This window comes from Saccharopolyspora spinosa NRRL 18395 (assembly GCF_000194155.1).
Classification (GTDB): domain Bacteria; phylum Actinomycetota; class Actinomycetes; order Mycobacteriales; family Pseudonocardiaceae; genus Saccharopolyspora; species Saccharopolyspora spinosa.
This window is the reverse complement of the sequence record NZ_GL877878.1, coordinates 2,380,260-2,392,166: the sequence shown is the minus strand read 5'-3', so window position 1 is coordinate 2,392,166 and position 11,907 is coordinate 2,380,260. Positions and strand designations below refer to the sequence as shown.

The 11,907-nt window shown below is 68.7% G+C and carries 10 protein-coding genes; 7 read left to right on the top strand and 3 right to left on the bottom strand.

What is annotated here, in order from left to right; genetic code table 11:
- Positions 1 to 52 precede the first annotated feature (52 nt).
- The gene (locus SSPN_RS0111955; protein WP_010694900.1) at positions 53 to 766 is read right to left on the bottom strand and encodes a (2Fe-2S)-binding protein; all 714 of its coding nucleotides are present in this window, start codon (positions 764 to 766) and stop codon (positions 53 to 55) included.
- Between the two features lie 364 nt (positions 767 to 1,130).
- Here SSPN_RS0111955 and SSPN_RS0111945 point away from each other — a divergent pair, with 364 nt between their 5' ends.
- From SSPN_RS0111945 to SSPN_RS0111915, 7 genes are all read left to right on the top strand, one after another.
- Entirely contained in the window at positions 1,131 to 1,382 is a 252-nt protein-coding gene (locus SSPN_RS0111945; RefSeq protein WP_029535234.1) for a hypothetical protein, read from the top strand.
- A gap of 543 nt (positions 1,383 to 1,925) precedes the next feature.
- Positions 1,926 to 2,810: an ectoine/hydroxyectoine ABC transporter substrate-binding protein EhuB gene (ehuB, locus tag SSPN_RS0111940; protein ID WP_010694894.1), complete on the top strand. Its 885-nt coding sequence runs from the start codon at positions 1,926 to 1,928 to the stop codon at positions 2,808 to 2,810.
- 18 nt (positions 2,811 to 2,828) lie between these two features.
- A complete protein-coding gene (gene ehuC / locus SSPN_RS0111935; RefSeq protein WP_010694893.1) occupies positions 2,829 to 3,521 on the top strand; it encodes an ectoine/hydroxyectoine ABC transporter permease subunit EhuC in 693 nt (230 codons plus the stop codon).
- On the top strand, positions 3,518 to 4,174 hold the full coding sequence (gene ehuD / locus SSPN_RS0111930) for an ectoine/hydroxyectoine ABC transporter permease subunit EhuD (protein ID WP_010694891.1): 657 nt from the start codon (positions 3,518 to 3,520) through the stop codon (positions 4,172 to 4,174). Before ehuC ends, ehuD begins: the two co-directional genes overlap by 4 nt.
- 13 nt (positions 4,175 to 4,187) lie before the next feature.
- Positions 4,188 to 4,946 carry an ectoine/hydroxyectoine ABC transporter ATP-binding protein EhuA gene (ehuA, locus tag SSPN_RS0111925; RefSeq protein ID WP_044572857.1) on the top strand — a complete coding sequence of 253 codons (759 nt, stop codon included), beginning with the start codon at positions 4,188 to 4,190 and terminating at the stop codon, positions 4,944 to 4,946.
- Positions 4,947 to 5,361: 415 nt separating this feature from the next.
- Complete coding sequence (locus tag SSPN_RS0111920) at positions 5,362 to 6,108, top strand: methyltransferase domain-containing protein (protein ID WP_010694887.1); 747 nt, start codon at positions 5,362 to 5,364, stop codon at positions 6,106 to 6,108.
- A 274-nt stretch (positions 6,109 to 6,382) separates the two neighbouring features.
- Positions 6,383 to 8,305 (top strand): APC family permease, encoded by a 1,923-nt coding sequence (locus tag SSPN_RS0111915; RefSeq protein WP_101377242.1) that lies wholly within the window; start codon positions 6,383 to 6,385, stop codon positions 8,303 to 8,305.
- 52 nt (positions 8,306 to 8,357) lie between these two features.
- Here the strand turns inward: SSPN_RS0111915 and SSPN_RS0111910 are convergent, their stop codons facing one another.
- The gene (locus tag SSPN_RS0111910) at positions 8,358 to 9,335 is read right to left on the bottom strand and encodes an LLM class flavin-dependent oxidoreductase (RefSeq protein ID WP_044573835.1); all 978 of its coding nucleotides are present in this window, start codon (positions 9,333 to 9,335) and stop codon (positions 8,358 to 8,360) included.
- A gap of 231 nt (positions 9,336 to 9,566) precedes the next feature.
- A complete protein-coding gene (locus tag SSPN_RS0111905) occupies positions 9,567 to 11,906 on the bottom strand; it encodes a hypothetical protein (protein WP_010694881.1) in 2,340 nt (779 codons plus the stop codon).
- Position 11,907: the final 1 nt, after the last annotated feature.

Genomic DNA, 11,907 nt, shown 5'->3' with positions numbered 1-11,907 from the left:
CAGCAGCGCGGGTCAACGTCGGCGCCGCAAGGTGGCGGCTCACGACACGCTCTCACATCCTTCGTGAACGGGAATTCCAGAGGACGCATTCTTCGCAGTAGCCGCTGCCGGGGTTCCGCCACCATTGGCAGCAGGTTGTCCGGCGGGTCCACGGGTCGCGTTCCGGGTCGAGGTCGAGTAGGTGCTCGCGACCGGTGGCCGCGCGGAGCTCGCGGGCCGTGGCGATTGCGTCGCCGGGCAGTCCCGAGCGCTTTAGCCGCCAGAGCACCGTACCGAGGGATCCGACCGGATTTCCCCAGTATTCCTGGCTTTCCGGGGCCGGCCCGCCGAGCGTGTGCAGTGCCCGGGTCAGCGGTTCGAACGCCCGGCTGAGCTGCGCCCACCATTGCTGCGGGCTGCTCTCGCCGAGCTGATCGCCGGTCGGGCGGAGTCCGGAGAGGCGGCCTTCGGTCGTCACGGCGACGTGCAGCCCGGCCAGCGAGGGGAGCGGCGCGCCGAGGTGGTACTCCGGCACTGTGGCGCAGCAGGCCAGCCAGCCGAACCGGAATGCCACCAGCACGATCCCGGCCCGGTGGTGCCGAAAGCCGCCGCGTTCCTGCCATTCCGCCACGCAGCGCGCCAGCCACGGCCCGGCCGGATCGCAGAACTCGTCCCAGGGCACCGCCGGAATGCTGGGCGAGCGGATCGTGCCCGGCCTCGGGAGGATCCGGTCGCATTCCCGGAGCCGCCCGAGCAGCACGGCCGGGGAGCAGGGCTCGGTGGTCATGGTGCGCGCTCCTGGTCGTTCCGGGGACCACAGCGTACCCGGACTTTTCTTCCTGCTTCGCATTGCGAAGACTTGACAGAAGTCCAAATTCCGTGCTGCTGGTGGAATTCGCCGGATTGGGACGCCGACATCGCCGCGCCCAATCCCCTACGGCTGCGCGGACGTGACCGACGGGAACGACTCCTCCGCGACCTTCGAGCTTGCCCCCGACCTGCGACGCGCGTACACCAGCATGCGCACGAGCCACGAGGTGAGACCGGAGCGCTGACTGTCTTGGATGCTGCCCGCACCGGAAGCCAGGTCGGCGAACCTGTGGAACAAGCCCTGGGCATTTCGGGTTCGACCAGGAACCTGACGAGGACCTGTGCCCGTGGATGAGGGCGATTTCCTGCACCGCAGGTTCCGGGGGGACTCCTTCCCGCTGGATGAGACGACCTGGTGCGCCATCGCCAAACCGGTCGTGGGCCCGGCGGCGGGCCTGGTCATCGCGCCGGAGGAGCGCAGGGCCGATCTCGATGCCGTGCTGGCTTGGACCGTGGATCGCCGCTACGCGTGGCCCGTGCGGTGGATATGGTGCCGAAGCCCTCACCAGCGTCCGGGACCTGGATACCGCTGAGGTCGAGCTACAGCGGCGCGAAAATGGCTGAGTGCCCGGTTCGGATGCGGCGCACGGGCACATTCGCCAAGCAAGTGGCAATGCCTGGGGCTCAAGGTCGGATCGCAGAACTGGGCCCAGGGTGCCGTCGGAATGCTGGGGCGCGGATCGTGTGCGGTCTCGGGAGGATCCGGTCGCATTCCCGGCGTCGCCCGAGCAGCGCGGCTGGGGGACCACAGCGTCCCCGGGCCTTTCAGCCTGCTTCGCATTACGAAGAGTGAGCATTGTGGACAGGTGGCCGACTCCTGTGCTTCCGGCGGAATTCGCCGGATCGGCTTAAGCGGAACGGCTCGCGGTGACGCTCGGTGCAGGACGTTGTGGATGTTCCTTGGTGCGTTTGTGCAGGTGGTTCGACATCTTGCGGTCTTTCGTACCGCTGATCGGCCGATTCCAGGGGTAACTCATTGTCAACAATCCGTGATTGACAGGTTGAACCGGGCGACCTAGCGTCTCTCCCCAAAGTGTCACTCGAATGGGTGATGCATGCGAGGGAGGCGTGAGCCGATGCGCAGAAACGAAATCTCCCGACGACAGCTGCTCCGCGGTGGCGCGACGGCGGCCCTAGCCCTGCCTGCGGCCGGAATCCTCGCCGGGTGCAGCTTCACCCAACCCGGCACCGGCCAGTCGGCGGGATCCACATTGGACCAGGTTCGCAAGCAGGGCTTCGCCCGCATCGCCATCGCCAACGAACCGCCATACACGCAGATCAAACCGGACGGCACGGTCACCGGAGCGGAACCCGACGTGGTCGCCGCCGTGCTGAAGCGGATGGGAATCCCGGAGATCCAGGGCGTGGTTACGCCCTACGAGTCGATGATCCCGGGGCTCAACGCGAACCGGTGGGACATCATCGCCGCCGGGCTGTTCATGAAGCAGTCGCGGTGCGGACAAATCCTCTACTCCGAACCGGAAATCGTGTCGACGGAGTCGTTCGCGGTGCTGGCGGGCAACCCCAAGAAACTGACCAACGTGGCATCCGTCAAAGCCGATCCGACGGTGAAAGTTGCCGTGCTGCCAGGCGGTTTCGAGGACGGCGCGCTGAAGACGCAGAACGTGCCGGCCGCGCAGATGGTCAACATCCCCGACGGCCGCAGCGGGATCGAGGCGGTGCAGGCCGGGCGGGCCGACGCGTTCTTCCTGCCGACCCTGTCGCTGAACTCGCTGAAGACCGACGGGATCGACATCACGCCGCCGATCCAGGACGTGCAGCAGACCGGCTCGGGCGCCGGTTTCCGCAAGTCCGACCAGGACCTGGTCAATGCCTACGACGAACAGCTGCGCGCACTGAAGGCCAGCCCCGAGTTCGACCAGATCCTCTCGAAGTGGGGATTCTCGGCGGACGCAGCCCGGAGCGTCACCCGCGACCAGCTCTGCGCCGTTGCGGGCTGACCCGGGGGAGCCCAGCGCATGTCCCAGATCCTCCCGTTTCTACCGCTGCTGCTCAACGGCCTGCTGATCACGCTCGCGCTGACCGCGGTGGGCATCGTGATCACCGTGGTCGTCGCCTTCGCGGCGGGCCTGTGCCGCATGTCGCGGCGACGCTGGCTGAGCTGGCCGGCCGGGGCGTTCATCGAGATCTTCCGCGGCACGTCGATGCTGGTCCAGCTGTTCTGGCTGTTCTTCGCCCTGCCGTTCTTCGGGGTCCAACTGGTGCCGTTCGCCGCGGCGGTGCTGGCGCTCGGGCTCAACGAGGGCGCCTACGGTGCGGAGATCGTGCGCGGTGCGATCATCGCGTTGCCGCGCGGCCAACGCGAAGGCGCGATCGCGCTGAGCCTGACCCCGTACCAGCGGCTGCGGTACGTCATCCTGCCGCAGGCGATCCCGGCGATGATCCCGCCGTTCGGCAACGTCTTCGTCGACCTGCTGAAGAACACCTCGCTGGTGTCGCTGGTGACCGTCGCGGACCTGACCTTCCGGGCTCAGATGGTGCGGGCGACAACCGGCGCCACCGCAGCCGTTTTCGGCACCATCCTGGTGCTGTACTTCGTCGTGGCGTACTTGTTGTCCATCGCGACGGCCTGGTTCGAGCGCCGGATGGACCCCGCTCGGCCCGCACCGCGGCAGCGCGGGCTCGGCCCGAGGCGGGTGGTCGGCCCATGATCTGGGACTGGTCCTTCGCGGCGAGCATCGTCCCGTCCCTCTTGGACGGGTTGTGGGTGACCGTTCAGGTCACGCTCATCGGCACGGTGATCGCGCTGCTGCTCGGGCTCGTGGTGGCTGTCGTCCGGTACTCGCGGATTCCGGTGCTGGGCAAGCTGTTCGACTTCTTCGTCCTGTTCGTGCGGGGCACGCCGCTGCTGGTTCAGGCGTACTTCGCCTTCTACGTGCTGCCCAACGCCGGGGTGCAGTTCTCGCCGCTGGTCACCGGCATCATCGTGCTCGGCATCAACTACAGCGCCTACACCGCCGAGGTCTACCGCGCCGGGATCCAAAGCGTGCCCGCCGGGCAGTGGGAGGCATCGACGGCGCTGAGCCTTTCCGCCTGGCAGCGCTGGCGTTTCGTGGTGCTGCCGCAGGCGGTGCGCGACGTGATCCCGGCGCTGGGCAACTACGTGGTGCAGATGTTCAAGGACTCGGCGATCCTGTCCGCCATCACGGTCTTCGAACTGCTCAGCCACGCGACCTCGATCGGGTCCAGTAGTTACCGCTACCTGGAGCCGCTGACCATCGCGGGCCTGCTGTTCCTGGCAGTAAGCCTGCCGGCCGCGAAGCTGATCAAACGATTGGAGCTGCGCCTTGCGCACCCGCGATGAGGACGTACAGCCGATGATCTCGTTCGCCGGCGTGGGGAAGTCGTTCGGCGACAACCACGTGCTGCGCGAACTGGACCTCGACGTGGCAGCCGGGGAGAAGGTCTCCATCATCGGACCGAGCGGCTCCGGGAAGACCACCATCCTGCGGCTGCTCATGACGTTGGAACAGCCGGACAGCGGGCTGGTCGAGGTCGACGGCGAGCTGCTTTGGGACTGTCGCAACGACGTGGGCGCGGCGGACACCCGGCGGCAGGCGGCCGTACGGCGCAAGATCGGCATGGTATTCCAGCACTTCAACCTGTTCCCGCACATGACGGTCCTGAACAACGTCACCCTGTCGCCGATCCAGGTGCTGGGAATGCCGCGGGAGGAGGCCGAGCAGCGCGCCGTCGACCTGCTGCAGATGGTCGGGCTGGAGAAGCACCTCGGCCACAAACCGGGCCAGCTCTCGGGCGGCCAGCAGCAACGCGTGGCGATCGCCAGGGCTTTGGCCATGCGCCCCAAGGTGATGCTCTTCGACGAGGTCACCTCCGCCCTGGATCCGGAGCTCATCGGCGAGGTCCTCGCCGTCATCCGGGACCTCGCCCACACCACAGCGATGACGATGCTGCTGGTGACCCACGAAATGCGCTTCGCGGAGGAGATCTCGGACCGGGTCCTGATGTTCGACTCCGGGGCAGTGATCGAATCGGGTCCACCCTCAACGATCTTCGAGAACCCCCAGCACGAAAGAACCCAACGCTTCCTAAAAGCAGTCCTCGAACGTAAGTGACCGAGGTGAGGGGCACCCTTGAGCGACTGTGCCGCTCAAGGGTGCCCCTCACCCATCACACGATCGGTCAGGAGTGGCGGGCATCGGTGGCTGTCTTGGGTCTTGTTGGCGGGGTGGTGTGCGAGGCGTCGCTGGTGTGGAGTGAACGGACTGTTCGCCTCAATAGGCGTGGCGGGCGGGCCGCTCGCTTCAGTCACCTGTGCTGATTTCGGGTTGCGGGCGTGGGGCGAACGGACCGTTCACCCCGGCCTTGCCGGGGCTTCGGTACTTCGAAGATCCGGGCGGATCCACCGCAACCGCTCGTCGCCACATCCCAAACAGCCTCTGCAGCAACCAAAAGTACTCACGTTCAGGTGCTCGGTGCCGTGGAGAATTCGGTCGCCAGTTGCCGACCGGCTCTGGCAGGTTGACGGCCGTGGTCGACGTGCAGTTATCCGAACACCGCCTTGCCGCGCTCTACGAGCTCTTCTGCCCGCCGGACGGGCGGTCGGACTTCGGGTTCTACCTGCCCCTTGTGATGTCCGCGCGGTGCGTGTTGGACGTGGCGTGCGGGACGGGCGCGCTGCTGAGCATCGCGCGGGACCGCGGCCACACCGGGCGGCTGTGCGGCCTGGACCCGGCCGTCGGGATGCTGGAGGTGGCACGGGAGCGCTCGGACATCGAGTGGATACCCGCCGACCTGGCCGGGGCACCGGCCTGGGACCAGGCGTTCGACCTGGTCGTGCTGACCGGCCACGCCTTCCAGGTGCTCCTCGGCGACGACGAACTGCACGTAGCGCTCGCAGCCGTCGCCGCTGCGCTCACCGACGACGGGAGCTTCGTCTTCGAAACCCGCAATCCGCTTGTGCGGGATTGGGAGGACTGGCACGTGCGGTACTCGGGCGAGGTGGTGGATCCGGCGGGATCCGTGGTGCGCTGCGCGTGCGAGGTCGCGATGCCGGTGGAAGGCGATCTCGTCTCCGCCACGCACACCTACACCAGTCCGGGTTGGGACCGGCTGTGGCAGAGCCGAAGCACGCTGCGATTCCTCGATCCGGAGGCGTTGTCGGCGTTCCTGGCCGACGCGGGCCTGGCGGTGGCGGAGCAGTTCGGGGACTGGGATCGCAGCCCGCTGGACTACGACAGCCCGGAAGTCATCACCGTCGCACGCCGACGCCGCTGAAATGCCGCTCGCGTTCTGCCTGGCGGCTCCGCTGGCCGCCCAACAGGAGTGGCTTTGTTCTGTCTGCCTCACCAACCGGTGTGGAGCGAACGGACTGTTTGCTTCGTTTGGTGGCGCAGATGGTCCGTTCGCTTCACACACCAGCACCTTCCAGAACACGCTCTATAGCGCATTTGGCGGCGGTTGCTCCTAGCCTGGTGGGGTGGCGTCGGCGTTGCACGTGCTGAAGCGGCTGGTGCTGGGGCGTCCGGTGCGCAGCGACCGGCTGCGGGAAATGCTGCTGCCGAAACGGCTCGCTCTGCCGATCTTCGCCAGCGACCCGCTGTCCTCCGTCACCTACGCGACACAGGAGATCCTGCTGATCCTGTCGCTCGGCGGGCTGGCGCTGCTGCACCTGACGCCGTGGGTGGCGCTGGCGGTCGTGGTGCTGCTCGCCGTCGTGGTCGCTTCTTACTGGCAGGTCGTGCACGCCTATCCCAGCGGGGGCGGATCCTACGAGGTCGTGGCGCGCAACCTCGGCCGCAATCCGAGCCTGGTGGTGGCCGCCGCGTTGATGGTTGATTACGTGATGACGGTAGCGGTGTCGGTCGCGGCCGGTGTCGACAACCTGGTCTCGGCGGTGCCGTCGTTGTACCCGCAGCGGGTTTGGATCGCCGTCGTCGTCGTGGTGCTGATGATGGCGATGAACCTGCGCGGAATTCGAGAGTCCGGCCAGGCGTTCGCCGTGCCGACCTATCTGTTCGTCGCGGCGATGGGCCTGACCATCGTCGTCGGCCTCGGGCAGGCCGCAGCGGGGCATCCGCCGGTCGCGGAGAGCGCTGGCTGGGATATCCGGCCCGAGCAGCTCGACGTCACCGGGCTCGCCCTGATCTTCCTGCTGCTGCGGGCTTTCTCCTCGGGATGCACGGCGTTGACCGGGGTGGAAGCGATCTCCAACGGGGTGCCCGCGTTCCGGCGGCCGAAGGACGTCAACGCCGGCCGCACCATGATCATCATGGGGGTGTTGGCGATCGGCCTGTTCAGCGGCGTGACCGCGCTGGCGATGATCTCCGATGTGCGGATCGCGAACAACCCGTGCGACTTGATTGGCTTCCCGGCGGACTGCCGCAGCACCGCGCAGCGCACCGTCATCGCGCAGGTCGCGGGCGCGGTGTTCGGGCTGGACAGCGTGCTGTTCTTCGTCGTGCAGGCCGGCGCGGCGCTGATCCTGCTGCTGGCCGCGAACACCGCCTTCAACGGCTTCCCGATGCTCGGGTCGTTGCTCGCGCAGCGCCGGTACCTGCCGCGCCAGTTGCACACCCGCGGCGATCGGCTGGCGCACTCCAACGGAATCGTGCTGCTCGGGTTGGTCGCGATCGCGCTCATCGCGGCGTTCGAGGGGTCCGTGACGGCGCTGATCCAGCTCTACATCATCGGTGTGTTCACGTCGTTCACGCTGAGCCAGATCGGCATGGTGAAGCACTGGAACCACCTGCTCGCCGACGCCGCCGGCGCCGCGCACCGGGCGCGCTACCACCGGTCGCGGCTGGTCAACGCCGTCGGCGCGGTGCTGACCGCGACGGTGCTGGTCGTCGTGCTCATCACGAAGTTCACCCACGGTGCCTACCTGGTGGTGATCGCGATCCCGCTGCTGTACTTCCTGATGCGGGCCATCCACCGGCACTACCGTGACGTCCGGCGCGAACTCGAACCGGAGCGTGACGGGATCACGCTGCCCAGCAGGGTGCACGCGGTGGTGCTGGTGTCCATGTTGCACAAGCCGACGCTGCGCGCGTTGGCGTTCGCCCGCGCCAACCGGCCGGACACGCTGACCGCGCTCACCGTGAACGTCGACGACGCGGAAACGCATCTGTTGCGCAGTGAGTGGGAACGGCACGGCATCGACGTGCCGCTGAAGGTGGTGGAGTCCCCCTACCGCGAGATCACCCGGCCGGTCGTCGACTACATCAAGCGGATCCGCCGCGAAGGCCCGCGCGACCTGGTGTGCGTGTACATCCCGGAGTATGTCGTCGGCCACTGGTGGGAGAATCTGCTGCACAACCAGAGTTCGCTGCGGCTGACCTGGCGGCTGCGTTTCGAGCAGGGCGTGATGGTGGTCAGCGTGCCCTGGCAACTCGACTCCAGCCACCGCCGTGAAATCGACCGCGTCCATCACCTCCCCGGCCACACCCGCCGCGGCATCACCCCACCCACCTGACCCCGGCCCCCGACTGCGCGAAATCGTCGCTTGGCGTTGCTGGACGGCGTCGTCAGGCGACGGCGGCGAGGCGGCGGTAGGAGTCGAGGCGGTCTTCGGGGTCGTAGGCCGTGGTGGTCACCAGGATCTCGTCGGCGCCGGTACGCGCGGTGAGGTCCTTCAGCGCGACGGCGACCTCGTCTGCCGTGCCGGACACGTGGCCGTCCAGCGCGCGTTCGAACTGGGTGCGCTCGCGGTCGGACATCTCGCGCGCCAGCACCTGCTCCGGTGGTTCCAGCGGCGGGAATTCGCCGCGAGTGCGGGAGAAGGCGGTCGCCCAGGCCTCGGGGACGAGCAGCCGCCTGGCCTGCTTCGCGGTGTCGGCGACCGCGACGGACCGCGCGATGACGACGTACGGCTGCGCCGCCCATTCCGATGGGCGGAAGTGCTCGCGGTAGGAGTCGATGGTGCGGATCATCCGGTCGTCGCCGTGCACCGCCGCGATCACCAGTGGCAAGCCGAACTCGGCGGCGGTGCCGGCCCCGGAGCCGGTGGCGAGCAGGAATACCGGCAGCCGCAATCCTTCGGCCGGGACGGCGTGCACCCCGGGGTACTTGCCGGGCTGCCGGGACAGGTACCCCAGCAGTTCGGCGAGCTGCTCGCCGAGCCCCTCGGCGGCGTCTTTGTCGCGCCCGAGTGCGCGCCGGATGCCGCTGGTGAAGCCCACCGAGCGCCCCAGCCCGATGTCGATGCGGTCCGGGAACAGCGACCCGAGCACGCCGAACTGCTCGGCCACAACCAGCGGCTGGTGGTTGGGCAGCATGACACCACCGGTGCCGACCCGGATGCGGGTGGTCGCGGCGGCGATGGCGGCGGCGAGCACGGTCGGCGCCGCCCCGGCCACGCCGGGCACGCTGTGGTGCTCCGCCACCCAGAACCGGTGGTAACCGAGGGCCTCGGCCTCTTGTGCGAAGTGCACGGTTTCCCGCAGGGCTCGCTGCGGGCTCTGCCCCTGCCAGATGTGCGAGCGATCCAGCACGGAAAGACGCATGGTCACACCGATGTCAACGCCCACCGAGCCGCAAGATTCCAGCCACCGCTGAGGCGAAGCACACCCCGCCGCCGGTTTCGCGATGCGAAACCCATGCCCAGGCCGCCGCTGGTGAACACTTCGCTGGGCGGTGCGGCGATATCGCGGGAAATCGCCCGGAAACACCCGAATCCACAAGCGACGCCGAGCCCGGTTCCGATGCCTGGACAGCTTTGCAGGCATCGGCGTTCTTCAGCTGTCGCGGGCGAAGTACCAGTGTTGGCCGGCGGCCCAGCCCAGAAAGCGTCGGCCGTGGCCGTGCGGGACTGTGCCACCTTCCGCGAACCGCCCGCCGTCCAGCACGTGCGCCAGCCCGTCGACCGCCGGACCGAACCGGGCGTGGAGGCCCTTCGCGTGGACTTCGTCGCTCAACCGCTGCACACGCGACAGCTGAGCCGTGGGGTCGCAGAAACTGAGCAGGAAGATGCCCTGCCGCCAGGCGTAGGCGGCGTTCTTCACCTGGATCAACGCGGAGTGGTAGTCGTCGGTGCGCTGGGCGAGCCGACGCACCACCCAGCTGAACGTCCGAGCCACCAGCTCCGGAGCGTGCTCGCGAAGCCGGTCGGACAGGGCCAGGTGGTCGATCAGCACGGCCAGGTTGTGCGTGGTCAGGATCTGGCTCTGCTCCAGCACGGCACCGTTGCGGGCCACGTAGCTCCCGGACCGACCGGCTTCCGCGGCCCGCTCGGCGCAAAGCTCGGCGAAGTCGTCCGCGGTCGCCTTTCCCCATCGGAGGACCGACCGCCGCGACCGCGTCCACCGGGATTCCGCCGGCAGGTCGTAATACGCCGCGTAGGTGGTGCCGGACATGGTCCGACTGGCCACGGCGGCGGCATCCCGCCACTTGGTGGTGAAGGTGCCCATGAAGATGTCCGCGGCGACCTCTTCGACCAGTGGCATGCGCACCCCTGCCTGGCCGGCCAGCGCGCTCAGTTCGCGGATCAGCGGGTTGGGCAGCAGGGCCTGCGGGAACGACGTGAGCGCGAGCATCGTGGCCTGCTGCAACGCGAGGTATCCGGGGCGTGAGCTGTCCCGGCGCGGTGTCCGGCAGAGACCGAGCGCTCGGGCCCAGGGGAGCTCGTCAAACCGCACCTGGTGCTCCAGGTTGAGCAGCAGGAGGCCGCGGCGGCGCCGGAAGGCGGTGTAGAGCTGCTCGTACAGCCCGGCCAGCACCGGGTCGTCGAACCGGGCCGCGATCAACCGGGAGGTGAGCTGCGGCAGCACCCGCGCGAGCACGTCACCAGAAGTGATCACGCCGCGCCGCACCAGCTCGTCCACCGGTGCTTCCAACGCCCGGGATGCCTTCTCCAGCAGGTGCGCCGGAAACGGCGTGCCCACCGGAACCGCATCGGTCCGATCGTCCTCTTCGGACACATCGACGGCGATCGGGTCGAGGGACGGAAGACCGCCCCCACCCGGGTAGCGCTCCAGCCTCGCGGCCAGCACCCCGGCCAGTGCTGCGTAGGTGGGTACCGTGGCGGCAACAGCCTGCTGCGCCCTGACATCCTCGCGAAGTTCGGACCCGACCAAGCCGTGGCGGGTCACCGTGTTGGCCAGCGCGCGGCGGATCCACCCGACATCCCGTGCGGAAAGCGCGTCGCTGCCATCGGGACAGGCCTGCAGGGCAGCGCGCAGCCGGGCGAAGTTGCCCTTTGGGTGGGCGTGTCTGCCGGTGGCCCGGTGCTCCTCGCACGCCAGCTCGTAGTCAGCGAGCCACCGAGTGCGCTGATCCGCCCAGTCCCCCGGCCAGCGCCGGCACGGCCAGCCACCGCGCACCTCGCCATCGTCGTCGAGGCTAGGCAGTTCGCCGTCCACGGTGTTGCACCAAAGGGCGACGAGCCTGTCGTAGAGCGGGTTCCACACCCCGAGCGTCGCGCGCATCGCGGCCAGCTGTGGCGGCACCCGCGCCGCCCGCAGCGAGCCGACCACCTCGGCCACCGGAACCAGCCGCACGGCCGTGCCGCTGGGACGGGCCACCGGCTCGAAACGCGGGGTGAACCGCAGCCGGTGCATCATCGGCTGCAGCTCGGCGACCAGGTCCAGAGCCTGCTCGGGGAAGCCCTCGTCCAGCAGCACCGCCGCCACGGCGAGCGCGGCTTCCTCCGGCACATCCACTCGGTAGTGGCCATCGCGCAAGGCCTTCAGCAACTCCGCTTGGCCCGCGTCGCCGAGGTACCAGCGGTTTAGCCGTCCCCTGTCGGAGTCGCCGGGAACGCCTTCCGGCAGCACGGCCAGCCGCCCGGCTTCGTCCTCCGACAGCGGCTCCTCGGCCAGGTAGCGACCGGTCGCGAAGCCACCGTGGGCGACCTCCAGCGTCACCCAGGACGGGGTGTCTGCGACCGGGACGCGGGAACCGATCGCGAGCCGGCCGCTGGCCATTCCGGAGAGCACTTCCTCCCAGCTGCGGACCTTCTCCCGCGCGCGGTCGGCTGCGTCGCCGGATTCGGCCGCCGACCTGGCCGCCGCCACGGCCTCGGCCCACCTGCCGACCGCGTAGGCCGGCGAGGCGGAGCGGAAAGTCCGATCGGACATG